Source organism: Butyricimonas muris (assembly GCF_046365375.1).
Taxonomy (GTDB): Bacteria; Bacteroidota; Bacteroidia; order Bacteroidales; family Marinifilaceae; genus Butyricimonas; species Butyricimonas muris.
The window spans coordinates 73,659-98,831 of record NZ_JBKEIT010000010.1; the positions used below are offsets into that span (position 1 = coordinate 73,659).

Annotated in this window: 18 protein-coding genes and 1 tRNA gene; 8 read left to right on the forward strand and 11 right to left on the reverse strand. The window is 45.3% G+C overall.

Annotated features, from left to right (window positions below):
- Positions 1–2: 2 nt before the first annotated feature.
- From ACK8P8_RS16095 to rbfA, 7 genes are all read right to left on the reverse strand, one after another.
- Positions 3–599, reverse strand: a complete 597-nt coding sequence (locus ACK8P8_RS16095) for a penicillin-binding protein activator LpoB (protein ID WP_369859563.1) — start codon at positions 597–599, stop codon at positions 3–5.
- Between the two features lie 109 nt (positions 600–708).
- The gene (locus tag ACK8P8_RS16100; RefSeq protein WP_369859564.1) at positions 709–1,566 is read right to left on the reverse strand and encodes an N-acetylmuramoyl-L-alanine amidase-like domain-containing protein; all 858 of its coding nucleotides are present in this window, start codon (positions 1,564–1,566) and stop codon (positions 709–711) included.
- A gap of 77 nt (positions 1,567–1,643) precedes the next feature.
- Positions 1,644–2,666 (reverse strand): phenylalanine--tRNA ligase subunit alpha, encoded by a 1,023-nt coding sequence (gene pheS / locus ACK8P8_RS16105; protein ID WP_369859565.1) that lies wholly within the window; start codon positions 2,664–2,666, stop codon positions 1,644–1,646.
- 74 nt (positions 2,667–2,740) lie between these two features.
- Positions 2,741–3,154 (reverse strand): VanZ family protein, encoded by a 414-nt coding sequence (locus ACK8P8_RS16110; protein ID WP_227217013.1) that lies wholly within the window; start codon positions 3,152–3,154, stop codon positions 2,741–2,743.
- The gene (locus ACK8P8_RS16115) at positions 3,154–3,969 is read right to left on the reverse strand and encodes a peptidylprolyl isomerase (RefSeq protein WP_186974825.1); all 816 of its coding nucleotides are present in this window, start codon (positions 3,967–3,969) and stop codon (positions 3,154–3,156) included. Before ACK8P8_RS16115 ends, ACK8P8_RS16110 begins: the two co-directional genes overlap by 1 nt.
- A 12-nt stretch (positions 3,970–3,981) precedes the next feature.
- Positions 3,982–5,190, reverse strand: coding sequence for an ABC transporter permease (locus ACK8P8_RS16120; protein WP_369859566.1), 1,209 nt, complete (start codon positions 5,188–5,190; stop codon positions 3,982–3,984).
- Positions 5,191–5,203: 13 nt separating this feature from the next.
- Positions 5,204–5,542 carry a 30S ribosome-binding factor RbfA gene (gene rbfA / locus ACK8P8_RS16125; protein WP_099291857.1) on the reverse strand — a complete coding sequence of 113 codons (339 nt, stop codon included), beginning with the start codon at positions 5,540–5,542 and terminating at the stop codon, positions 5,204–5,206.
- A 91-nt stretch (positions 5,543–5,633) separates the two neighbouring features.
- On the opposite strand from rbfA, the gene ACK8P8_RS16130 reads away from it, so the two are divergent.
- The 3 genes from ACK8P8_RS16130 to speA all read left to right on the forward strand — a co-directional run bounded on the left by ACK8P8_RS16130 (position 5,634) and on the right by speA (position 9,338).
- Positions 5,634–5,709 (forward strand) — tRNA-Pro (locus ACK8P8_RS16130).
- A gap of 96 nt (positions 5,710–5,805) precedes the next feature.
- The gene (locus ACK8P8_RS16135) at positions 5,806–7,269 is read left to right on the forward strand and encodes a hypothetical protein (protein ID WP_369859567.1); all 1,464 of its coding nucleotides are present in this window, start codon (positions 5,806–5,808) and stop codon (positions 7,267–7,269) included.
- 176 nt (positions 7,270–7,445) lie between these two features.
- Positions 7,446–9,338, forward strand: coding sequence for a biosynthetic arginine decarboxylase (speA, locus tag ACK8P8_RS16140; protein WP_186974822.1), 1,893 nt, complete (start codon positions 7,446–7,448; stop codon positions 9,336–9,338).
- An 887-nt stretch (positions 9,339–10,225) separates the two neighbouring features.
- Here speA and dinB read toward each other — a convergent pair.
- The 4 genes from dinB to ACK8P8_RS16160 form a co-directional block, all read right to left on the reverse strand.
- Positions 10,226–11,302 (reverse strand): DNA polymerase IV, encoded by a 1,077-nt coding sequence (gene dinB / locus ACK8P8_RS16145; protein ID WP_099291252.1) that lies wholly within the window; start codon positions 11,300–11,302, stop codon positions 10,226–10,228.
- A gap of 170 nt (positions 11,303–11,472) precedes the next feature.
- Positions 11,473–12,495 carry a 1,9-bis(guanidino)-5-aza-nonane synthase gene (locus ACK8P8_RS16150; RefSeq protein ID WP_099291251.1) on the reverse strand — a complete coding sequence of 341 codons (1,023 nt, stop codon included), beginning with the start codon at positions 12,493–12,495 and terminating at the stop codon, positions 11,473–11,475.
- A 152-nt stretch (positions 12,496–12,647) separates the two neighbouring features.
- Positions 12,648–13,511 (reverse strand): agmatinase, encoded by an 864-nt coding sequence (speB, locus tag ACK8P8_RS16155; protein ID WP_369859568.1) that lies wholly within the window; start codon positions 13,509–13,511, stop codon positions 12,648–12,650.
- 98 nt (positions 13,512–13,609) lie between these two features.
- A complete protein-coding gene (locus ACK8P8_RS16160) occupies positions 13,610–14,917 on the reverse strand; it encodes an amidohydrolase family protein (RefSeq protein WP_369859569.1) in 1,308 nt (435 codons plus the stop codon).
- Positions 14,918–15,361: 444 nt separating this feature from the next.
- Between ACK8P8_RS16160 and ACK8P8_RS16165 the strand changes: the two genes are divergently transcribed.
- The 5 genes from ACK8P8_RS16165 to ACK8P8_RS16185 all read left to right on the forward strand — a co-directional run bounded on the left by ACK8P8_RS16165 (position 15,362) and on the right by ACK8P8_RS16185 (position 25,129).
- Complete coding sequence (locus tag ACK8P8_RS16165) at positions 15,362–16,528, forward strand: FecR family protein (RefSeq protein ID WP_176554980.1); 1,167 nt, start codon at positions 15,362–15,364, stop codon at positions 16,526–16,528.
- Between the two features lie 148 nt (positions 16,529–16,676).
- Positions 16,677–20,189 carry a TonB-dependent receptor gene (locus ACK8P8_RS16170; protein WP_099291248.1) on the forward strand — a complete coding sequence of 1,171 codons (3,513 nt, stop codon included), beginning with the start codon at positions 16,677–16,679 and terminating at the stop codon, positions 20,187–20,189.
- 13 nt (positions 20,190–20,202) lie between these two features.
- Entirely contained in the window at positions 20,203–22,161 is a 1,959-nt protein-coding gene (locus ACK8P8_RS16175) for a RagB/SusD family nutrient uptake outer membrane protein (RefSeq protein WP_410026058.1), read from the forward strand.
- A 53-nt stretch (positions 22,162–22,214) separates the two neighbouring features.
- Complete coding sequence (locus tag ACK8P8_RS16180; RefSeq protein ID WP_099291247.1) at positions 22,215–23,600, forward strand: DUF4959 domain-containing protein; 1,386 nt, start codon at positions 22,215–22,217, stop codon at positions 23,598–23,600.
- Between the two features lie 2 nt (positions 23,601–23,602).
- Positions 23,603–25,129, forward strand: coding sequence for a DUF4998 domain-containing protein (locus ACK8P8_RS16185; protein WP_099291246.1), 1,527 nt, complete (start codon positions 23,603–23,605; stop codon positions 25,127–25,129).
- Positions 25,130–25,173: the final 44 nt, after the last annotated feature.

Sequence of the window (25,173 nt, forward strand, 5' to 3'; positions counted from 1 at the left end):
AATTAGAATACTCTATCCGTGATATGTTTCTTTATCTTCTTGTCGCCCATCCATACCACTTCATTGGTTTCGATGTTGGTGAGTTGCAAGTCGATTTGATAGGTTACCACTTTTTGCTTTTTGTACGAGTCCACGATGCTGTTGATGGTGCCTTGCAGGATAAAGTCGGCGCCCAGTTCTTTACCCCATTTCTTGGTGGTTTCGGGGGAGGCGTAGTCTTGTTGTTCGGCACGTTCTTTCCGTAGCTCGTTTCGTTTCTCTCCTGCCACGACCAGACGGATATTTCCGTCACGAATAATGGCTTTCTCGACATCCTTGATAAAGGTTTCCGAGTTGATGTGTTCGTGGCTCTTGTTCTCGACTAATCCGACCACGACTACCGGGCGTTTATCATTTGCTTTCAGGTATTTGGGTATCCACGCGGATGTCAGTAGATCGCCGATCATCTCATCCGATACCATACGGGAATCACTATCATTCCAACGTCCGCTGAGGTCTATTGTTTCGCTTGGGTCTACCCGGGCTATTCTCCGGCTACCGCATCCGTTTAATATCGCTATGGTTAACACGACAAGTGTTCCGATAAATACTTTTCTCATATTCTTTTGATTTTAGGTTTATATTCAAATTCCACGATCTATATCAAATGTTATTACAATTATTTGACCAAATATACGTGTTAGATGTCTTTTAGGATGTTAATTACATTTAAAATTGATAGGGACGGGCAATTATTATTCCGGAATGAGAGCGAATGCCTTGCAAGTATTCGGAGAGGGGTACTTCTGAAATGACCACTTTCTTGGTGGAAAGTGACGCGTGGAGCAAGTGAATCTGCCCGTTTTGTTCTATGGCTATTCCCACGTGGGCGGTGTCGAGCCCTTTTTTGTCTGTCGTGATGAGCAGGATATCCCCCAGTTGGATTTGCCCGGTCGCGGCGGATACCTTGTCCTTGGGGATATAATGGTATTTCCGGAGGTTTATGTTGTTCTCTACCCGAAGCATTTTTCTTGCGAGGAGGGAATCTTGCGCGAGGGCGGGATATTTCTGCCAGTTTCGGGAAATGAAACCCACTTTGTTAGGGAAGGGGATGCCTCCGTTTTCCAAGGTGACGTCTTTTACAATGCTGTCTAGGCTCATCTCGTACAACCAATCGGTGGAGTAATGAAGCCGGGCAGTGTAGTCGGTGATTTCGCCGTCCCGGTAGCGAATCTTTTGTAAATTCTTCAAGTAGACCTCTGTTTGTCGGGGGGTATATTCTTTCAATAGAGCCAAGGCAAGCACGTTATCCGTGAATGTTACACAGTCGAATTCCCGCAGGTTCACGACGAGTTGTTCTTTCGGGTTGATTTCGAGAGTGCCGCTTTTGTAGGGGGTATTGATAAAGAATTGACCGATAGCAACGATTCGTTCGTTCACGGGAAGCCGGTGTAATTCTTTTCCCGAGGCATACTCGAAAAACCGGGAGAGGATTGCTTTATCTTCTTCCGATACGGGAGATTGTGCTTTACATCCCGAGATGACAGGGAAAAGGGCGACAAGTAGCAAAAGAATCGTTTTTTTCATGTAAAGCGTTTTGGGTGAATAAAAAATGAGGAGCCGCGTGAACGGCATCCTCATCTCTCTTGTGTTGTGTTTATATATTATTTGCCTGCGGCCGAAAATTGTTCAAGGAAGCGGATGTCGTTCTCGAAGAAAAGACGTATGTCTTTGATGCCGTATTTCAACATCGTGATACGTTCGATTCCCATTCCCAACGCAAATCCGGTATATTTTTCTTTGTCGATACCGTTTAGTTCGAGTACGTTGGGGTCAACCATTCCACAACCTAAGATTTCTAACCAACCCGTGCCTTTGCATACGTTACAGCCTTTCCCGTGGCACAATGTACAGGATACGTCCATTTCTGCCGACGGTTCGGTGAACGGGAAGAACGAGGGACGCAGACGGATTCGCGTGTCTGCACCGAACAGTTCTTTCGCGAAGTAGGTGAGGGTTTGCTTCAAGTCGGCGAAAGAAACGTTTTCGTCGATATAAAGTGCCTCAATCTGGTGGAAAATACAGTGTGCTCGCGCCGAAATCGCCTCGTTGCGGAACACCCGTCCTGGGGTCACCAAACGAATGGGCGGTTGATGTGCTTCCATGTCGCGTACCTGCACGGATGAGGTATGCGTGTGAAGCACGATATCGGGATTTTTCTGGATGAAGAACGTGTCTTGCATGTCGCGTGCCGGATGTTCTTCCGGGAAGTTCAACGCGGAGAAATTATGCCAGTCGTCTTCTATTTCGGGTCCCTCGGACACGGTAAAACCAAGTCTGCTGAAGATGGCTAGAATTTCGTTTTTAACGATAGACAGAGGATGACGAGTTCCGAGTTTCATGGGATTGCCCGGCATGGTTAAATCCATCCCGCTGAGTCCCTCTTCGGCGTTACTCAACAATTCTTTCAGTTCGTTTACTTTCGCTAAAGCCGTATTCTTCAACACGTTCAACTCCTGTCCGACAGCCTTTTTCTGGTCTGCGGGGACGCTTTTGAAATCGTCAAAAAGAGCGGCGATAGAACCTTTCTTGCTTAAATGCTTGATTCTAAATTGCTCTACTTCTTCCAAGCTACCGGCTTGGAAGTTTGCTATTTCATCACGGAGTTGTTTAATCTTATCTAACATCTTCTCAAAAATTTGAAATCCTTGGTTTGCAAATGTAATAAAAAAGTCTGATACATTTCAATTATTCGAGAACTTCAATTTTTATCTCGAATATTTTTACAGAAACGGGCTACAAGTTTATCCATTATTTTTTTTGCCGTGGGATATAATAAACATCCCGTAATTCCGCCGAGTACATCGGCGAGCAAATCCCACCAGTCGCCCCCTCGATGGAAATATTTGTATTGAAGTATCTCTATTAAGCCGCCATACGCGAAACTGAACCCGATGGCAATCAAGTAGCAGGCACGTGAGGATAGTTTATGGCGTAAGGCATCGCATAGGAAGACGGACATGATGAAGAACATGCCGAAATGGACGACCTTATCCAAATGCGGGATATTCAATTTGGGGTCCGGTATGGAACTCGAGGGAATGGCGCATAAGAAAAAGATAACGCCTGCCCATAGAAGATTACACCATAATAATACGTGTTTGTGTGCTATCATTATTCAATTATTTTTACTCGAATTATTCTCACGTCTTTTAACGGGCGGTTCTTTTTATCTGTTTGTAAAGCGGCGATTTTGTCAAGAATGTCAAAACCTTCAATCAATTCCCCGAACACCGTGTATTCGCCGTCCAGACTGTGTGCGCCGCCCTCTGTCGTGTATGCTTGTTTTTTAGCCTCGTCCATGAAGAGTTTTTCAGTGTTGTTTTCCCAGTCACGGGCGATGTCCGCCTTGATTTTGTTGGCTATTTTCCGGAATTCCGGTACATTCTTTTGTGCTTTTAAAGAATCTAGAATCGCTTTTTTCTCCGGGGTATAGTATTTATTCTGGATAGCCCTCTTGATGGGCACGTTTACCGATTTCTCGATATGCTCCAGTTCTTCCGGCGGGTATTTTCTCCCGACGGTGAAATAGAATTGCGAGATATCCGATTTCTTGAGCGGGTTTGTTTCGTCCGGTTGCCGGGGGGCAGCCAAAGCTCCTTTTTTATGGTAGTGGTGCGGTTTGATTTCGGCATCAATCGTGATTTCTCTACCATATCCCAGTTCCTGACCGGCAACCGCGTTACGGCTGTCCGCGGAACCGCCTTGTATGATGAAGTCTTTGATTACCCGGTAAAATAGCGTCCCGTCATACTGACCGGATTTCGCTAATTCAATAAAGTTATCCCGGTGAATCGGGGTGTCGTTGTATAATTTTGCCTTGAGATTGCCCATGCTGGTTTCTATCAACACGATACGCTCTTTTTCCTGTCCCGTGGATGGAAGCGTGAAAAGGGCAAGCGTGAACGAGAGTATCAGAAGTTTATACATACTATATATCATTTACGATTTGACAATTTTATTCACGAGGTATCGTACCGGGAAATGCGAGGCGATGTACCCGATGGCAATGACCGTGAGCATGATAATCAATATATCCGAGGCAACGACTTTCACGGGGTAAGCGTTGATGATGTAACTGCCGTTACCGAGGGTAATGAAACCGTAATATTCTTGCAGCAGGCAAAGTCCGGTTCCGATGATAAGTCCGGCGAAAGCCCCGACTCCCGTGATTAGGTTCCCCTCCAGTTTAAAGATTGAAACGAGTTTCTCTTTTGTCATTCCTAGGGCTTGATAGACGCCAATATCTTCTTTCTTGTCTATAATCAACATTGAAACGGAGCCCACGATATTGAATGAGGCGATTAGTAGGATAAACAACAAGATTAGGAATACCGCGAGTTTCTCGGATTTCATCATGGCATAGAACGAACGGTTGAGGTCATACTTGTCGAGTACCTTGTATTTTGTTCCCACTTTCGTCGCGAGTGATGTTTTGAAAGACGCGAGGTTGTCAGGGTTTTTCAGTTTAATCTCTATTTTGGATATTTCACCCGGAACCCCGAATAATTTTCTCGCGGTTTCTATTCCGGTAATCACGTATTTCCCGTCGATATCCTGTTGCGCGGAGAATATTCCAATCGGGTATATCCTTTGACTGTTCAATGCCGACATGGATGCCGACGACGCGGTTTTGTCCGGGTAATAGAATGTTACCGGTGATTGCATGCCAAGGCGGGTTCGCAAGGCGGCGGCAATACCGTACCCGAGTACCACGGTTGGTTTGTCTTCTTCTTCAAGACTGAATTTCCCGCTAATGATGGTGGGGGCAATTCCCGCGTGGAGGGCGTAATCTTCCTCGACTCCTTTCACTATCACGGGGACAAGTTTATCACCGAATTTTACCAGTGAATTTTCTTCCACGACGGCATCGAAAGACGCGATGCCGGGCATGTTTTCCAACTGTTCCAGTAGCAGGGAGTCGGTGGCGACGAATTTTCCTTGCGCGGGAGAAACCGTCAGGTCGGGAGTGAAGCTATCTGTTACCGTGGTGAGTAACGTGTCGATGCCATTGAAGACAGAAAGTACGACAATCAACGCGGTCGTGCCTATCATAACTCCTACCATACTGATGATAGAAATGATATTTATGGCGTTCTGTTTCTTTTTAGAGAACAGGTACCTCCGGGCAATGAATATCGACAGTTTCATCGTGGACGGTTTTCTATTGCTTCAATAGATTGTCTATTTTATCTATATAGTCCAAGCTGTCATCCACGAAGAAACGTAATTCCGGGATGATACGCGTTTGCTTTCCGATTTTTTTCCCGAGGATAAAACGGATGTTTTTATTTTTCTCGTCCAGAATACCTAATACTTTCTCCGCGAGTTCCGACGGGAAAATACTCAAGTATACCCGGGCATACGACATGTCAGGGCTAACTCGCACGGCAGTAACGGATAACATTGCACCTCCGGTGTATTCTTTACACTCTTTCTGAAACATTTCGCTTAAATCTCGTTGTATCAAACGCCCTACTTTATTTTGTCTTATAGTATCCATATCAAGAAAAAAATTGTTTGCTAAAAAAATTTCCACAAATATAGTGATTATAATTGATACTTTTATTATCTTTGCCCTCGCAAAACGGAAACGAGATGTAGCGCAGTTGGTAGCGCGCCACGTTCGGGACGTGGAGGCCGCTGGTTCAAGTCCAGTCATCTCGACCAAATAGGAAAGAACGCTTGTGAAGGCGTTCTTTCTGTTTTTTATATTCTCGAAAATAATACGTACATTGCATAACGATTTTAGGATGTAGATTCGTTATGATTGATATTCAAGTAAAGCTGCATGACAGATACTCCGTGGAGTTTAAGGTGGGTTACGTGGTAGATCGTGACCGGGAGGAGAACGAGTTCAGAATGGACACGTGGTTTTTCGTGCCTCATAGTCTTGGTATCAGTGCATCAACTTACTCGAAAGATGATTTTTACAAGGACGTGCGTTCTAACGTGAGGCTAATTACCCCGATTTATTCGTTGGAGGAAATCGCGGAGGGTGAGTGGACCCCTTTCGTGTTTCTGGAGGATGCGTTTCAACATCTGGTAGAGGAACGCACGAGGGAGTCTGTCGAAACTTACGAATACCAAATCAAGATGTTCACCTCGATATTCAAAAGTGCCTTGCGGGGGAACGTGAATAAGGCGATTCATCACGAGGTGGAAGGGAATGAACGGGGATTGATGGTAGGGCACTATGTGGCTTGTGTTCGGATTATTGCCCGTCGTTATCGGGAGTTGAAAAAGATTGTTCATGTACAGGGTTTGCCGAAAGAAGCGTTGAATTATTTTTCTTTCGGGGACGAGTATCTCTCCAATCTGATTGAATTTCACACGTTTCGCTTATTGGACGGGTTGAAAGAGGTTGACGTGGAATGTTACGAGCGCAAGGAGGGTAAATTGCTGGAACTGGTGCATGAAGAGATTACCTACAAGAAGAAGCATGGTTATCCGGTAGCGGAGAAAGATAGTCGGGATCAGAACCGGACAGTGATTTATCGGCGGGGGATATTGAAGAAATACGCGGAAAGTGATCTTTTCTTGAAGGCATCGAAAAAACGGGACGGGGTATTGGTCGAGCAGATATATTATAGTTTGGCAGCCGGGCTCTCGATGATATTTGCCACGGTAATCGCGTTCTCGTTTCAAAAGAAGTACGGCAATTTTACCATGCCCTTGTTCGTGGCTTTGGTCGTGAGTTATATGTTGAAAGACAGGATCAAGGAATTGATGCGATTCTATTTTGCCCACCGCTTGGGAAAGAATTATTTTGACCGGAAAACGAAGATCAGTATGGGGGATAAGGTGGTCGGTCAGATCAAAGACGGGGTGGATTTTATATCGGAAAATAAGGTGCCGGAAGAAATTATTAACCGACGGGCACGTACTGATCTCTTGGCTGCCGACAACCGATACGCGGGTGAGAAGATTATTCTCTACCGGAAATGGATACAGTTGGACGCGGAAATTTTAGGTGAATATAGTCAATATGACATTTCGGGAGTAAACGAGATTATCCGCTTTGATTTGGGAAATTTTGCCCGGAAGATGGATGAGCACGCTTATGAACTTTATGTTCCGGAGGGGGATTCGGGTTACACGGCAATCAAGGGAGAGAAAATTTACTACGTCAATTTCCTGATTCAATTGCGACACGAGGGAAACGTCGATTACAGGCGTTTCCGTCTGATGATTACCCGTGATGGGATACGGGAAATTCAAAACTTATAGGAATCAATCAGTTTATAAAGTTTATTATTCACGGCAGCATGGCTGCCGATAGATATAATCCGAAGGACACCCGTTACTTTATAAACCTTATAAACTTTATGAACTTTATAAACTCATATATAAAAATATATTGTAGCTTTGCGGGACAATCAACCTTAAAGATCTTTAGAATAGAAATGAGAAAATGGAGCATTGACGATTCAGCAGAACTGTACAATATCAACGGTTGGGGGCTGAACTATTTTTCGATTAACGAGAAAGGACACGTGACGGTAACACCGAAAGTAGGAGGACCAAGGATTGACATCAAAGAATTGATGGAGGAACTTCAGGTGAGAGATGTGTCCGCTCCCGTGTTATTACGGTTCCCGGATATTCTGGATAACCGGATCGAAAAAATCTCAAGTTGTTTCCAGGCGGCTGCCACGGAATATGGTTACACGGGGAAAAATTTTATAATTTACCCGATCAAGGTAAACCAGATGCGTCCGGTCGTGGAGGAGATTGTAAGTCATGGGACGAAATATAATATCGGTCTTGAGGCTGGTTCCAAACCGGAACTGCATGCCGTGCTATCCATCGATATTGACGATGATGCCATGATTATCTGTAACGGGTACAAGGACGAGAACTACATCGAGCTGGCCTTGTTGGCACAGAAGATGGGGCGGAATATTTACCTCGTGGTCGAGAAGTTGAACGAGTTGAGGAATATAGCCGCGATATCCAAGCGCCTGAAAATTCGTCCGAATATCGGCATCCGGATTAAATTGGCAAGTTCCGGTAGCGGAAAGTGGGAAGAGTCCGGGGGTGACGTCAGCAAATTCGGCTTGAACTCCAGTGAATTGTTGGAAGCGCTCGACGTCCTGCAAAAGAACAAGATGACCGATTGCCTGAAACTGATTCATTTCCATATCGGAAGTCAGGTAACGAACATTCGCCGTATCAAAACGGCATTGAAAGAGGCATCCCAATTCTACGTGCAATTAAAAAACATGGGATACAATATACATTTCGTGGACATCGGGGGCGGACTGGGTGTTGATTATGACGGGACTCGTTCCGCTACAAGTGGCAATAGCATGAACTACTCGATTCAAGAGTACGTGAACGATGCCGTTTCCGCTCTGGTGGATGCTTGCGAGAAGAATGAATTGGAACAGCCGAATATCATTACCGAGTCGGGACGCTCCTTGACGGCGCATCACTCCGTGTTGATTTTCGAGGCATTGGCAAGCACGAGCCTGCCGGCTTTTGACGAGAACGAGGAGATTGCCGAGGATGCCCATGAACTGGTGAAAGAATTGTATGACCTTTGGGAGAACTTGAACCAGCCCCGCTTAATCGAAACGTGGCATGATGCCATGCAGATTCGTGAGGATGGCTTGGGATTGTTCAATCTCGGGTTGATTGATTTGCATACCCGTGCCCAGATCGAACGTTTGTTCTGGTCGGTAGCCCGTGATGTATATGATATGGCGGTGAACACGAAACATTCACCGGACGAATTAAAGAAAATCTCCAAGTTATTGCCGGATAAATATTTTTGTAATTTCTCGTTGTTCCAGTCGTTGCCTGATTCATGGGCGATAGACCAGATTTTCCCGATCATACCGATTTCCCGTTTAAATGAACAGCCGACGAAATCGGCAACTTTACAGGATATCACTTGCGACTCCGATGGGAAGATAGATAATTTTATCTCTACGCGTAATTTCTCGTACCACCTTCCGGTACATGACTTGAACGGGAAGGAACCTTATTATTTCGGGGTATTCCTCGTTGGGGCTTACCAGGAGATTCTGGGAGATTTGCACAACTTGTTCGGGGACACGAATGCCGTTCATATTAAGGTGAAAGGTGATGAGTACGTGATTGATAAGGTAATCGAAGGGGAAACCGTCGCAGATGTATTGGAATACGTGCAGTTTATGCCGAAGAAAATGGCTAGAACCGTCGAGGTATGGGTAACGAGTTCCGTGAAGAAAGGAATTATCTCGGCAGAAGAAGGACGTGAGTTCTTGTCAAATTACCGTTCCGGATTGTACGGGTATACCTATTTGGAATAAGCAGAATATAATTTTCGAAATATAGAAGGTCGTGTTAGTTATCTCATTGTAGATGTTGACACGATCTTTTTTTTGTGAAAACGCAATTCTGGAAGTGTTAAAGCGAAAAACAACACTATTGATAACTAGAGTGTTGTGGTTATTCTGATATTTAACACTATTAAAAGTGGTGCAAACGTTTGTAGGTAAAAAAAGATTTTATAGTTTAGCAACGGTGAAAGAAAAAAAGCCTCGTGCTGTCACAGCAGGAGGCAACCAATAACAAATTTATGAAAAAAAATCGAAGTCTCTTTTGAAATCCGATACAAAGGTATCGGCTTTTCTTTATATATGAAAATTCTTATAGTTAAATTTCCATTATATAGATTAATCATTGAAATCTATAGTAGTAAACGTATTTCTCGACGAAAGGTTTCACTATGTACTGAAATAATCCCTTAAAAAAATCAATTGTATTCTCGGGAAGAACCTGCTATTCTGCCGTAGCCGAACTGTTGCTTCGCCGTGGCACAGCTATCCCGGAGTATGGTTGGTCTGTTTGAGTTCTGGGCGGGCTCTGGAAAAGGTGAATTATTACCTTATTAATAGAGTTTGAATACGGTTGGAATTAGGTGTTAATACAGTCCCGGTTTGCCTAGGAAAAAAAACGCTCCCGTGTACTTTGGATGTGTACAGGGTAAAATAAAAATGGTCCGCGCTGTCTCAGCGGGGACCCAAAATACCAATAACAAATTTATGAAAAAAAATCGAAGTCTCTCTTTGAATACTGATACAAAGGTATCAGGTTTTCATCGTAACCGAGTGACGTTTCCGTTAAGTTTCGGTTACATGATAATTTATTCAAATTGTATGCCTATATACGTCAATTAAACGTAAAGGTTTCATAATTAATCAAAATCAAACCTTAATTGTAATGGTCCTTCAATAGATGTCGCCTCGAAAGGATTTGATACAGAGAGTCCTATGAGTCTAATCCTAAATTGAGTAAGTTCTAATTCCCGGAGTAATTTTTTTGCCAGAGGGAGAATTTCTTTTAAAGTTTTCAGTTCATATGCCACGCTGGCACTACGTGTTTTTTGAGAAAAGTCGTGGAATTTTATTTTTAGCGTGAGGGTATGTCCCTTGAAACCGGATGTTTCTAGCCTGTGTATAAGTTCAACTGCCACGTGGTACAACTCGATGATAACGGCGATATAGTTTGTCAAGTCGTTGTCGAAGGTACTTTCGCAACCCACTGATTTGCGGATACGTTCGGGGGAAACAATTCGAGGGTCTATTCCATGCGCGAAATCGTGGTATAGAGCCCCGTTTTTCCCGAAATTGCGAGCGAGAAAAGCCGCAGAACATTTGCGAAGGTCTGCCCCCGTGTGTATTCCTAGCGAATGCATTTTTCGGGCGGTAACTTTCCCGATACCCCAAAAAGCTTCTATGGGTAATTTCGCTATAAAATCGGCAGCCCGTTCGGGATGTATCGTGTATAACCCGTCTGGCTTACGGTAATCGGAGGCGATCTTGGCAAGGAATTTATTGTAGGATACTCCCGCGGAGGCTATCAAACCGAGCTTTTCTTTTATTTCCCGCTTTATTTCCCGGGCGACATCCACGGCAAGGGTGATGCCTTTTTTGTTCTCCGTGACATCGAGAAATGCCTCGTCAAGCGCCAGCGGTTCGATGATATCGGTATATTCCCGGAATATTTCATGTATTTGGTGGGAAACGGATTTATAATGTTCCATGCCGGAAGAGACAAAGATCAAATCCGGGCAAAGTTGTTTGGCTTTCATGGACGACATGGCAGAGCGTACGCCATAACGTCGAGCCTCATAACTGGCAGCTGCCACGACTCCCCTTTTCTCCGCTCTTCCCACGGCAAGAGGCTTTCCCCGGTATTCCGGGTGATCCCGTTGCTCTATGGAAGCATAGAACGCGTCCATATCAATATGAATGATTTTCTTGTTTTCCATCTCCCGTTTTCGAAAAGTAAATATAGGCAATTTCTTGGATAGTTGAAAGAATATACCCGGAAGAATGGGTGGGGAATTTTACCCCTTGACGGTGTAGAGATTTTCCGCAAAAATGCGTTATAAATGAAGAGGCTGTCTAAAAAGTAAATAGACAGCCTTTTCTTTCTTCATTATTTCAGGAATAATTTATTCCAATTTTTATATTCTCTTTCTTTCCAAGGTCCGTTGTGATAAACGTAACTTGCGATAGCGGGGATAACGGTTGTACCTTCGGCGTAAACCATTTGCTCGTAGGTAACGTCGACTTTACCCCAAGAGCAGGCTTCTTTCAAGGTTGAAGAAGAGCATGCTCCGTCGCGAACGTCAGCCACGGTGATTTGGATGGCGTATTTGTGCATAGGCACGTCGAAACCTAAGATTTCAGCACAGACTACGGTGTCTTGTGCGAAGTTCTTCGGGGTTCCGCCACCGACCATGAACAGTCCGGTAGTACCAGCCTTGATCTTGATTTGGGTCAGTTCAACGAAGTCCTTTACCGAGTCAATCGACAGGTGTTTGTCGGGGTGTTCCCATTGGTGTTTACCGATACCGAATCCCGCGCTACAGTCTGAGAATGCCGGGCAGAAGATGGGTACACCACATTCATAGCAAGTTTGGATCAAGCTGTCTTTTTTCACGGCGTGTCCCTCGTGTAACCATTTCCCGATTTCCCAGATAAATTCACGTGATGAATAAGGACGGGGTTCCAAGTTGTTGGCGATCTCGTAAGTCGTGTGGTCGCAAGCTTGTAATTCCTCCTCGTCGATGAACGTATCGTAAATACGGTCAATGTAAAGTTCTCTCAATTGCATGTCAGGCACGTCCTGGTGTCCCTTGTAGTGTTTGAAACCCAGAGCCTCGAACAAGTCCATGTCGATGATAGATGCCCCGGTAGAAACTACCACGTCAACCATTTTGTTGCGAACCATATCCACATATACCTGCATACATCCGGCAGCACTTGTACTTCCGGCAATGGTAAGAATATTAGTACACTCTTTCTCTCCAACCATCATCATCAGGATATCAGTTGCTCTGGCAGTATCGCGAGAGGTGAAGGACATATCGCGCATCGCGTCGATCAATTGGGTTGAGTCATACGATTTGATGTCGATGTGTTTGATAGTGTCTTTTAATAAATCTTTCTTTTCCATTTTATTTATTTAAAAATATAAGGTACAATTATGAGGACCTTATTGACTCAATTTCTTTATTTGTGATTTATGATTTTAGATTTTGGATTCCAACCGCGCAAGGCTTACGCTTTTTTGAATCATAAATCGTAAATCATAAATCGTAAATTGTTTCATTGGTTTTGAAACCTCATGCTCAATATCTGGTAGATCAGTTTGCTTGCAAGGAAATCGGATGATTTATTGATTTCGTTGGGGCAAAGTTCTACCACGTCCAAACCGATGATGTTGTGGCGCTCGTTGATCAGTTTCAGGAAATTCAATACTTCCCGGTAATACAATCCGTCCGGTTCCGGGGTTCCCGTGGCCGGAAGAATAGCGGGATCGAAAACGTCCAAGTCGATCGTGATATAAACGTTGTCATGCAATTTCTGGGATACCATGTACATCCAGTTGTTGCCCTCTTTGGCATCATGCAGGTCGTGAGCGTAAAAAATACGGTCGGGCATGATGTTTTCCTTTTCCTCGATAGCGGAACTTCTGATGCCTACTTGTGCAACGGTAGCCACTTCTTTGGCACGGGCCATCACGCAGGCGTGGTTGTGGGTGGAACCCTCGTATTCGCTGCGCATATCGGAGTGTGCATCCAATTGCAGGACGGAAAATTTGTCATAGTGTTTGGCAAAAGCCCGGAATGCCCCGATACTCACGGAGTGCTCCCCTCCCAGTATCACGGGGAATTTTTTATCTGTCAGAATTTTATCAACTTGTTTTTCCACTTCTTGAGACATGGCTTCGGGAGAAGAGGCTTCCGTTACCGGGTCTAATGTCGCGATGCCGCGGGTGTAAACTTCGGAATCCGTTTCGATATCGTAGAGTTCCATGTTTGCCGATGCTTCAAGAATCGCGTCGGGACCTTTGTCCGCTCCCTTCAACCACGTGCTTGTCCCGTCGTAAGGTACTGGTAATACTACAATCTCGGCTGTTTCGTATGCCGTAAACTCGCTGTCGAGTCCTCCATAATTTTTATTCTCCATATCTATTTGGGTTTATAGTGTTTATAAACTCCTTTCTTTATAAAAAGGTCTGCAAAACTAACGTATTTAATTGAAAATTGAAAATTGAAAGTTGAAAATTATTTGTTGCGTTTTTCAGCCTCATTCACAAGATGTTTCATGGTATCCAGTGTTGCCGCCTTGTCGATGTTCAGAACTTCCCGGTTTCGCATGATCCATTTGCCGTTGACCATGGAGGAACGGATGTTCTTGCTGTTCGCCGCGTACACGATAGCAGAGTACTCGTCGTACACGGGAATCATGTTGCTGGCGTCGGCGTGAATCACGATGAGGTCTGCCCGTTTACCTGTTTCGAGGCTTCCGGTCAAATGACCTAATCCCAAGGCTCTAGCCCCGTTGATGGTTGCCATGCGAAGGGCGGTGCGGGCGCTGACAGCTTCCGGGTTGTAACGTGTTCCCTTGGGGAGAAGGGCGGCGAAGCGTGTTTCTTCGACCATGTCCAGCGTGTTGTTGCTTGCCGTGCCGTCGGTCCCGATGCTCACGTTTACCCCCGCTTTCAGGTAGGCGTCCGTGTCGGCGATTCCGCTGGCGAGTTTTAGATTGCTTTTCGGGCAATGCGCCACGGAGGTGTGTGTCCGGGCATATAATTCGATTTCTTTCGGGTTGAGCCAAACGGAATGGGCAGCAATTACGTTTCGGTCAAGTAAGCCGATCGAGTAGAGATACTCGGCAGGGGAGGCTCCTGTTTGTGCCGTGACGTCCTCTACTTCTTTGCGGGTTTCGGCCACGTGAATGTGAAGGGGAATATTGTATTTTTCCGTTATATCTTTTGCTTTTCTCAGGGTTTGTTTTGAACAGGTATATGGCGAGTGGGCGCAAACCGTCGGGTGGATCAGGTCGTTCCCGTACCATTGCTGCACGAGGGATTCACAGCGGGCAATACCCTCGTCGAGCGTGTGAAAACTGGGAGTCGGGAAGTCTATGAGCGATTCGCCGATAACGGCACGGATTCCGGCTTTCTTGGCTTCTGCGGCGATAATATCCTCGAAGAAGTACATGTCGTTGAAACAGGTCGTACCCGATTTGATCATTTCAATAAAGGCCAGCCGGGTAGCCACGGCAACATTCTCCGGTGTCACCATACGGGCCTCTGCCGGGAAGATATGGTCGTTTAGCCACGTGTGAAGGGGAAGGTCGTCGGCGTACCCGCGTAACATGGTCATCGGCACGTGCGTGTGCGTGTTCACGAATCCGGGCATTACGATCATGCCTTCCGCGTCGAAATATTCGGCATCGGGCATCTCGATTTTACCGTCACGAATTTCTTTGATACAATTTTTTTCTATCAGAATAGAGCCGTTTTTAATTACCTCCATGTTCTCGTTCATGGTGAGGATGCGGGCGTTGAATATGATGGTGTTTTTCATGGTGTTTTATTTTTGTGAAAGAGATTCTTTTTCAATGATATTTGGTAATTGTCCCACGAGGTAAATTAATGAGGTTGTTATTTTAAAGTGATAATTGCTTTGGTGTTGATTATCAGTTGCAAATATACGAAAATGTTTCAAATCGGAGGCAAGTCATCCTTATTTTTGTTTCAAATCGGAGGCAAGTCTAATAATTGAACCTGAAATGCCAGAGCGGTATGATATTGCCGGATGCAAATTCTATATCGTTTTTTTGTGAAAAATTGCTCAATAAATGAGCAATTTTAGATGAATTTTGCTCAACTTATGAGCAATTTGCGAGAATTCCTTCGTTTAACAAACATACCTTTTTTACACAAGATGTTAAACTATATTAAATACAACTCACCTCAGGTAAAAATGAGCGGAGAAAACTGTTTTATAATAAAAGCATGGCAAAAATATATGAAGAAATTGGATAATAAAGAGAGAAAAGATTTGGAAATTGCCGGGAAGGCGATCGAGCGGGCGGAGTCGATGAAAAAGGAGATTCTCTTGCGTGAGATGGAGTTTACCGAAGAAGAGGAAGGGAGGCAAACGGGGACGGATGTCGTGGAACGGATGGTAGAGGAGATACATCAGATAGCACGGATGGACAAGGAGAAGATGGGGGAAAAATTGCAGGCAAGATTGCGGGGACTGGAGCGGAAGAAAAGAGCATCCCGTCATTGGTTGTATGCGGGGAGTTCCGTGGCGGCAGCGATCGTGTTGTTTTTCATGGTAACAACGATGTTGCCTGAAAGGGAACAAGTGATAGAAAGAACTCCCGTGATAAAAATGGCCGAGATAAAAGTGCCGACCTTAATCACTACCGAGAAAAACGATGTGATCCTTTCATTAGATACGCTGGAAGTAAAAGAAAAAGGGAATGTCTATGTCGTGGGGAAAAAGAAACAAGAAGAATTATCTGAGAAGAATCTCACCCCTGTTAAAAAAAATGTCCGAATCGTTCGGGTTGTAATTCCTGCCGGATATACCTACAGTGTGCAACTAGCAGACGGTTCCACTGTTATGTTGAATGCCGGCAGTGAATTAAGATTCCCGGAGGAGTTCTGTGATTCAGTCCGGCGGGTGGAACTAAAGGGGGAAGGCTATTTTAGCGTGGAGAAATCCGATATTCCTTTTGTCGTGAAAGCCGGAGAAACACAAGTGAAGGTGTATGGTACGGAGTTTAACTTGTTCAGCAGTGAAAAACTCGCTCTTGCCGAGGCGGTACTCGTGAAAGGGAGTATAGGTATGACGGCGGGAGGCAAGGAAACCATGATTTTACCCAACCAGCGGGTATGTTACTCGATGATAGATAGTGCCGTGCGGGTGGAAAAAGTAGATCCGGCAGATTATACCGCGTGGTTGGGGAATAGTTTTAAATACAACCGGGCGAGATTGGATAAAATAATATTTGATATATCCCAATGGTACGGGGTGGAGATTCGCCTTGCCCCGGGATTGGAAAAAGAAACTTTCAGCCTGGAGTTTGACAAATCGTCGACGATAGACTGGGTGGTGCGTGCTTTAGGACTGATTATTAACAAACCGGTAAAAAAAGAAGGAGGTGTCTATTATATAAAGTAGATTGTATTTACCAAAAAAGAGAATCTTCTTAGAGAAGATTCCCTTGAAAAAATAACCACAAGGTTCGATTTCGAAGGTCTGAAACCTTTGGTGGTGTCATTACAGAAAACGTAAGTAGAACGTTATATCTATAATTTCTTACAAATTTATGAAAAAGAAAGTAGAAACGATTAAAACAGGGGTGAATAAAATTGCTATAGGCATATTTTTGTTGATTATGCCGATTCTATATTGCCCGAAACAACTCTTTGCTTCCGGTTTTCCGGAGGTGCAACAGCAAAATGATAAGAAAGTTACTCTGAACGTGAAGGATAAGACGTTAGTAAGTATCCTGTCGGAAATTAAAAGACAAACGGGATTTGCCTATGGCTTCCGGGATGACCGGAATGCGATTTCAAACGAACATTTCTCGATCCAGGTGAAAAACGTGAGCGTGGATTCCGCGTTGACCGTGTTGTTGAATGGATCAAAGTATTCTTACCAGATCGAGGGAGAATTAATCTTGATCGGGATCAAGAAATCACAAACCGAGAGCGATCAGCAAAGCACGATCAGTATAAAAGGTGCGGTCGTTGACGAGAAAGGAAATCCTATAGCCGGGGCGACGGTTCTTATTCTTGGTACCACGCGGGGTACCGCTTCGGATGAAAACGGGCGGTTTACCTTGAACGTGAAGCCGGATGACGTGTTGAAAATTACTTTTATCGGTTACGAGGATGAGGTGTTTCCCGTTAAAGGAAGATCGAGGGCGAATATCACGATGAATCCCACGGAGGAAAACCTGGAAGAGGTAACCGTCGTGGCTTTCGGGGAACAGAAGAAGGAGAGTGTCGTGGGGTCGATCACCACCGTGCGACCGATGGATCTGAAGACTTCCAGCAGTGACTTCACCGCCGGGCTTGTCGGGAGGGTTTCAGGACTGATCGGTTATAAACAAAGCGGTTTACCGGTAGCTTTGACGGAAGAGGAACTAAATAACAAGATTGTCATTCGCGGGATCACGTCTTTCCAGAGAGGGGCTAATTCCAGCCCGTTGATTTTGTTGGACGGGGTGGAATGTTCCATGTTGGATTTGTCCCGTATCGCACCGGAAGATATGGAAAGTTTCAGCGTGATGAAGGATGCTTCTGCCACGGCGATGTACGGAGCCCGCGGGGCGAACGGTGTCATTTTGGTTACCACCAAGAAAGGTGCGGAAGGCAGCGTGTACACTACCGCTCGTTACGAGATGGTAGTGACCCAACCCACGAAAGAAATAGAGGTGGCAGACCCGATAGAATATATGCGGTATTACAACCAGGCATTGATCGGTCGTTCCAATTCGGCTACCCCGAAATATAGCGTGGAGCGGATTAATCGTACCGCTTCCGGCAAATATCCTTCTTGGGTTTATCCTGCCAACGATTGGTATGATATCCTGTTTAAAGATTTCAGCGTGAACCACTATGCCGGGGCGACTATCCGCGGTGGCTCCCGGGTGGTGCAGTATTACTCTTCTCTTGCTTACAATTACGATCAGGGTATGTTGAAGACCGACCGGTTGAACCAGTTCAACTGTAATATCCGGAATCACCAGATTGCTTTTCGAACCAATTTGAATATTGATCTTCATGCAGGAATCAAACTCGTGATCAATTCTTCAGCCACCTTGGATAGGTATAATGGTCCGTTGATCGATACCCAATCCGCGTATTCTTTGGCGTTCAACGCTTCGCCGGTAGATTTTGCCCCGACTTACCCGGGAGACATGAAATACGGGTGGCCGCATCTTCGTTTCGGTACGACCTCTGCCGGTCCGACGGTAGATGTAAACCCGTACGCTCTTTTGCAACAAGGGTATAAAAAGCGTATCCGGTATTCGACAATTAACAAAGCCGAGTATATACAGAATCTGTCTGTGCTGGTGAAAGGCTTGGAGTTGCGTTTAAGTGCTTCTTTGGTACAAAGCGGTTTGTACGACCAGGGGTATACAACAGCACCTTATTACTATTCTTTGCCCGAGGGAAATTATGACTTCGAGACGGGGGAACATACGCTGGTAGCAGATGGTCGTAATGCGGGTTCCTCGAGAACGTTGAGTGTCGGGTCGTCGGGTTCTTCTACCGATACGAGGTTGACGTTCGAGGGACGTCTTTACCATACTGCCGCGTGGGGTGACCACCAAACCTCGTTGACGGGAGTATGCCAGCTGTACGAGCGCACGTTCAACCCGATTACTGAAGTGCTGAACGGGATGCCGCAACGTAATTTGAATTATTCGGCTCGTGCTTCCTACGGATACAAGAATCGATATTTTATTGAAGCCAGTGGCGCTTACAACGGGTCGGAACGTTTTGCCAAAGGGAACCGTATGGGGTTCTTCCCCGCTGTCGGCGGAGCCTGGGTAGCTTCCAGTGAAAAATGGATGGAACCTGTCGCGAAGGTGCTTTCTTATTTGAAATTCCGTTTCTCTTACGGTAAAGTGGGGAATGACGGGGTTATCGACGAGCCTCGTTACGTGTATATCCCGAAACTGGGAACGATCCAGTCAAAAGGGATGTCAGCGGTAGCGATGAATCAGGAACGTATAGATTTGCCTCCCTATTCGTCACAAAGATTTTCACGCAAAGCCGTGGTTACGTATGCCAATGATAACATTCAATGGGAGGTGGCAGAATCGATGAACTTCGGTATCGAAACTAAATTCTTCCGGGATTTAATTGAAATTCAAGCGGATATCTACCAGGAAATACGCCATAATATCATTTCGCAGCGTGTGATCGTTCCGGCATCCATGGGTATTGAAGTGCCGCAACTGGATAATATCGGATCAACCCGCTCCCGTGGAGTCGATTTTTCAGGGAAACTCCAGTATATGTTCGACAAGGATTTCGGGTTTATCCTGAACGGAACCCTGACGTATAATAAAGTTATTTATAGAGATATAGAAGAAGCTATCGGTACACAGCCGTGGCAACGTAAAAAGGGGCGCGAGATCAGTCAGGCTATAGGGTATATTGCCGAGGGGCTTTTCCGCGATCAGGCAGAAATTGATAATTCTCCCAGCCAGGAAGGTGACGTGAAACCGGGTGATATCCGTTACCGGGATTTGAACGGGGATAACAAGATTGATATAAATGATGTCACGTTTATCGGCTACCCGGAAGAACCTCGTTTGATTTACGGTTTTAGCGGATACTTGACTTACAAGAATATCGAGTTCTCGTTCTCGTTCCAGGGATCGGGCAAGCGCACGTTCTTCATGGACCCGATGGCTCTCAGCCCGTTCGTGAATAATCACGCCATGCTCAAAGAGATTGCCGACGACCACTGGTCGGACGATAATATGGCGAAGAAGCCTTTCTGGCCGCGTCTTTCCAATCAAGCGATAAGTGCGCATAACCCCCAGGAAAGATGGAATGACAGTGACGTGGAGGTTCGAAAGAGTACCTATTTCATGCGGGAATGTTCATTCTTGCGTTGCACGGCGATCACGTTAGCTTACAGTTTACCCAGGAGATGGTTGGACAAGTTGAAACTCCAGAACGTGAAATTGGCGATTAGCACGAACAACCCGTTCTGCATCACGGATTTTAAAATCTGGGACGTGGAGTTGGGGAAAAATGGGTTCAATTACCCGATTCAAAAAACTTATTCAGTGGGTTTGAATGTTAGTTTCTAAACTGAAAACAGATATGATGATGAAAAAATTATGGTATAATGTATTGTTCGCGTGTTTCGTTTTTCTGACCGGATGCAGCGGGTTCCTTGATGTTGTTCCGGATAATGATATCGAAACGATCGAAACTGATTTTGAAAAACGTGAAAACGCTGAAGTGTGGCTCAAATCCTGCTATGTTTTTCTAACTGTAAACGTGGCGGAATCAGCGGGAAATCCGGCATACTTGGGGGCGGACGAGTATTGTGGGGCAGAGTATGTCAGGACGAAGAATGCAGGCTTGGTTCCTGCTTTGTTTATCGGTGACGGTTTACAAATGGCACAATCACCCTATTGTAATGTCTGGCATAAGAACCAGTATTTCGCGGCTATTCGTTATTGCAATATCTTCCTAGAACATATCGATGGGGTATATAATATGGAAGCCGATGAGAAAGCCTTGTGGAAAGCTGAGGTGAAAGCCGTGAAGGCGTTTTATTATTTTGACCTGATGCGCCGTTACGGTCCGATCGTTCTGGTGGATAAGAATATCGATGCTAACGTGAGTATGGAGGAAATGATACAATCCCGCCGCCCGATAGACGAGTGCGTGGATGCCATCGTGAAATTGTGTGACGAGGCTATGGGCGAGTTACCTTATATGAGTGCCAAACCGACAGATCATTCGCTTTACTTCAACAAGGAGGCTGTTGCCACGCTGAAAGCCCTGACGTTGCTCTATGCGGCCTCTCCCTTGTTTAACGGTAATGCTTCCCTGCAAAATTTCGTGAATAGAAACGGGGAAAAGCTTTTCCCGGCTTACGACAAGGAGAAATGGAAAAGGGCTGCCTTGGCGTGCGATACGGCACTTCTTATTTGTAAAGCTGCCGGCAAGGAGTTAATCTCCGGGACGGGTAGCGCTCCCTCTCCGTTGCTCAACAAGCTGATGGATATCGAACGCACGTGGATCGGTGACGGTTATTCCAGTAAAGAATCAATCCTTACCGTTAATAACTCGGATAGCTATGATTACCTGACGAGTATGACGCTGGTGTACTCGCCTTCCCAATCTGATGGGTATTATGATGCGGCTAGTTACGGGTGTTTGGGAGCCCCGATGAAAATGGTGGAGATGTTTTACACCGAACACGGGGTTCCCATTACCGAGGATAAACAATGGGTAGCTTCCAAGTATAGCATGAGTAAAGAGGCGGACGAGAAATACCGTGACGTGTTGCCTTTAGGTGTTGACGTGTTGAGCTTGCATCGTCGCCGCGAACCTCGTTTCTACGCCATGATTGCCGCGGATCGCTCGCAATGGTATCGTGCTTACACTACCGGAGGTGAGGTGACGTACAAGGGAGTGGATATCAAGGTAAGGCAGAACGAGGTGTTGGGTACGAAACTGAAACGGTATGACGAATCTACGCCCCAGAATATTACTGGTTACTGGATCAAGAAATGGTTGAGTTCGGACATACCATTCAGAAATTACCATACAGCTTTGAAAAACAGTCTTAAAAATCCGAGATATATATTCCGTTTGGCGGAACTTTATCTGGCTGCCGCCGAGGCGTGGAATGAATACCTGGACGTGCCGGATGACCGGGTTTATGATCCGTTGGACAAGGTGCGCACCCGCGCAGGAATTCTTGAGGTGCGCGAAGCCTGGCAGGCTTATGCGAAGAATCCCGATAAAGTGACCACGAAAGCCGGTATGCGCGAAATTATCCAACAGGAGTGGAATATCGAGTTCGCTTTCGAGGGACGCCGCTACTGGAACTTGCGCCGCTGGATGACTGCCCCGGAGGAGTTAAACGCCCCGCAGTACGGGTGGAACGTGTTGTCTTCCACGGAGAGAGGTTTTTATTGCGATTACGACCAACCGATGATCGTGTGGAAGAAGCGTAAATTTGAAGCTCCCAAGGATTATTTCACACCGATACGTTCGGAGGACATTCAGATATCCGATATCGTGCAAAACCCGGGGTGGTAACGGATAATGTAGGATTTGCTATATTAAATTGTAAATTTTATAAACAGGCAATTATGAGAAATATATTATTATTGTTGTTGATTATAGGGCTTTGGGCTTGTGATGATGATAAGTCGGGATTTGTTGTTGCCGAATTGCCGGATAACGCTTTCTCGTTCAAACCGATGTCCGGGGGAGCCGTCATGCACTATATCCTTCCTGAGGATCCGGGTATTGTCGGGATTAGGGTGCGTTACAAGGATGAATACGGGAAAGATATGCTTCGGGCTGCCAGCAGTACTTGCGATTCCGTGAAACTGGTCGGTTTTAATAAAGCGACAAGCAATATTCCCGCCCAGGTAAGTTTTTGTTATTATGACGATCGGGAATCCCAGCCGTTTGACGTGACGTTCAGTACTGCTGATTCCGGTCCCGTGACGTTTATAAAAAACGTGAAAGTGCTTTCGAACTGGGGAGGTTTCACGTTGCGGTACAATAATCCGCCGGAAACCACGGGTATGGCTCACGTGTTCTATCTCGGTTACGACCCGGTGACGAATTTGCCCGATACGATTTTGATGACCAGTTTCTTGTTGCAAGAGACGACCGGAGTTGAGGAGGTTAATTACCAGATTAAACAGGACGTGGATACGTACACGGTGATTCTCCGGGTGGAAGATTTCCGCGGTTCCATGGTGGACGAGCGGACGTGGACGGACGTGGAAAAATACGAGATGACTAAACTAATGCCCCAGGATTTTTCTTTCTATTGCGACAATTCCATTGAAGACCCGATAGATAAATTGGGCGTGGAGTATTTATTCGACGGGGACACGAAAGGGTTGGTTTGCTTTCAACCCGGGAACCGGAATAAATGTTGTTCGTTCTTGGCAGGACCTTATGGAGCGGGAGAATATGCGCACCCCATGTATCTGGATTTGAAACAGAACATGATAGTGGCTTCTACCCGTTTTTACTCCATGCTCAAAAATGTGGCGGGACCGACGTGGTATGATTCGGGTAATGGCGGGATGGGAGGTCTCTGTAATGTTTACAATGAAAATGAATTGCCTTGTGAAGTAACACTTTACGGGATAAAGGATGACGGTAAAGCACCGGCTTCATACGAAGAGATGAATCGCTTGGAAGGATGGGAAGAGTTGGGAACGTTCAAGCAAGAAAAAAGATTGTATCCATATACTGATAGATGGTGTAATTATAGTTGGAATACGATGCAGTATCAGGAACTCGATGAAAAAGCATTATTAGCTGCGGAGGCGGAATTCATGGAAATTTTAGTCCCGATGTACGTTCAAGGAGAGAATGGATATCGCTATCTGAAGATTGTTGTTAACGATGTATTCGCTACTGCCGATGCTACTAGTTTTGCGAAATATGAGAATGTTGACAACTATGTTCAATTTCATGAATTAGAAGTTTACACAAACAAGACGAATTGATTATGAAAATAAATAGATATATAGGAATTTTACTCGGAATACTTGTATGCGTGTCCGCCTGCCAGAATGAAAGTTTGGAAGACACGTACAAGGATTATTCGGGCAACGGGGAGATCCGTTATATAGGTAAATGTACTGATCTTCTGGTAAAACCGGGTTGGAAACGCTTGATTGTAACGTGGGCGAATAATATTGATCCTATTATTCGGAATATAAAGGTGAAATGGGCGCAAGGGGGAGTGACGGACTCCGTGTTGTTGGAGCGCGGGACCACGGAATATAGTATTGGGAGTATAAACGGGAAAGAATTGGAAGATGGTAATTATGAAGTTTCCGTGAGCGGGGTGGACGTGAATGGCAATTCCTCTATCGTGACTTCCCTTTTCGCTCGTCCTTACACGTATGCCCATGAAGAGGTATTAGGGTTCAATCGTGTGATTTCCAAGTCGTACGTGATAAAAAATCGTTTGATTCTTTATTTTCTCCAGTGGCAGAGTAATATGGAAAAGGCGGGATTGAGCTACACGAAAAAGGACGGTTCGTTGGGAAACTTTGAATTGACCAAGCAAATTGTCAATAAACTTTATTTGTTGTTGCCGGACGAGATTGATCCTTCGAAACCAATCATTTTGACTCGCAGGGGAAAGTTGCCGGGTTGCGAAGACGTGATTGACTTTGAACCGTATGAATATTCTTCTGCTAGAATATTTGAGGCGGACTTCAAACAGGAAATGAAACGCCAGTACGGTTTTGATGACGAGATTCCGGAGGAATGGGCAGATACCGTGAAAACGCTCTATTTGGATTGGTCAATTCGTTCGTTCGATGATATTTTGAACTTGCCGAATTTGGAAAAGTTGGTACTAGGAAGTCGGCGTTATCTTTTGCCCGAAGCCGTGACCAATGTGAAGTACGGGCAAAGTACTGTCGCTGAAGCAGCGGCTTCGAAATTTGCATTAGATGTATTGCATGAGTTAAATGGTTTGACCGTGGACCGGTACAATAAGCATTACCGTACCGTTAGCAAGAGTTATATTGTGGAGAAAGAAAACACGAATGTCCAGCCGGAGGTAACCCCTCTCGATTTGACCGGATTGAAGATTACCCTGGTTCCTGAAGATAAGGAGGGATTTTCTTCCGAATTGGAAAATTTGACGGACGGTGATTATGCCACGAGTTGGAATCCTATTTATTTGTCCCAGTTCACGACGTATGAATTTACGCTTGATTTGAATAAGTTGGAAAAGTTAAATGGACTTCGTTTGGTGCAGAGAGAATTTTCCCGGACGGGAGAGAATTCCGTTGCCCCAGAGAAGATCATCATTAAGCTTTCTAAAGACAAAGTTCATTGGGTGAATGCCACGTACGTGGAGGAAAATCCGCTGGGAAGGAGTAACGGGGAGATCAATTATGTCCCGTTCTCGAAAGAAGTGAAAGACTCCGAATACCGGTATGTACGATTAACAGTTAGCGCGGGATCTTACATGGAATTCTATTACTCGGGGATCGCGGAAATAAGTCTTTATTAACACGGAAGTGATAAATTAAAGAGAGCAAACGAAGAGGGTGGATT

Bases quoted from the DNA above. Each gene is read 5' to 3' on its own strand.
- speA (WP_186974822.1), top strand. From the start codon at position 7,446: ATGAGAAAATGGAGCATTGACGATTCAGCAGAACTGTACAATATCAAC.
- pheS (WP_369859565.1), bottom strand. From the start codon at position 2,666: ATGTTAGATAAGATTAAACAACTCCGTGATGAAATAGCAAACTTCCAA.
- ACK8P8_RS16165 (WP_176554980.1), top strand. From the start codon at position 15,362: ATGAAGAAATTGGATAATAAAGAGAGAAAAGATTTGGAAATTGCCGGG.
- ACK8P8_RS16120 (WP_369859566.1), bottom strand. From the start codon at position 5,190: ATGAAACTGTCGATATTCATTGCCCGGAGGTACCTGTTCTCTAAAAAG.
- ACK8P8_RS16170 (WP_099291248.1), top strand. From the start codon at position 16,677: ATGAAAAAGAAAGTAGAAACGATTAAAACAGGGGTGAATAAAATTGCT.
- ACK8P8_RS16175 (WP_410026058.1), top strand. From the start codon at position 20,203: ATGATGATGAAAAAATTATGGTATAATGTATTGTTCGCGTGTTTCGTT.
- ACK8P8_RS16135 (WP_369859567.1), top strand. From the start codon at position 5,806: ATGATTGATATTCAAGTAAAGCTGCATGACAGATACTCCGTGGAGTTT.
- ACK8P8_RS16095 (WP_369859563.1), bottom strand. From the start codon at position 599: ATGAGAAAAGTATTTATCGGAACACTTGTCGTGTTAACCATAGCGATA.
- rbfA (WP_099291857.1), bottom strand. From the start codon at position 5,542: ATGGATACTATAAGACAAAATAAAGTAGGGCGTTTGATACAACGAGAT.
- speB (WP_369859568.1), bottom strand. From the start codon at position 13,511: ATGGAGAATAAAAATTATGGAGGACTCGACAGCGAGTTTACGGCATAC.
- ACK8P8_RS16180 (WP_099291247.1), top strand. From the start codon at position 22,215: ATGAGAAATATATTATTATTGTTGTTGATTATAGGGCTTTGGGCTTGT.
- ACK8P8_RS16110 (WP_227217013.1), bottom strand. From the start codon at position 3,154: ATGATAGCACACAAACACGTATTATTATGGTGTAATCTTCTATGGGCA.
- dinB (WP_099291252.1), bottom strand. From the start codon at position 11,302: ATGGAAAACAAGAAAATCATTCATATTGATATGGACGCGTTCTATGCT.
- ACK8P8_RS16160 (WP_369859569.1), bottom strand. From the start codon at position 14,917: ATGAAAAACACCATCATATTCAACGCCCGCATCCTCACCATGAACGAG.
- ACK8P8_RS16115 (WP_186974825.1), bottom strand. From the start codon at position 3,969: ATGTATAAACTTCTGATACTCTCGTTCACGCTTGCCCTTTTCACGCTT.
- ACK8P8_RS16185 (WP_099291246.1), top strand. From the start codon at position 23,603: ATGAAAATAAATAGATATATAGGAATTTTACTCGGAATACTTGTATGC.
- ACK8P8_RS16150 (WP_099291251.1), bottom strand. From the start codon at position 12,495: ATGGAAAAGAAAGATTTATTAAAAGACACTATCAAACACATCGACATC.
- ACK8P8_RS16100 (WP_369859564.1), bottom strand. From the start codon at position 1,566: ATGAAAAAAACGATTCTTTTGCTACTTGTCGCCCTTTTCCCTGTCATC.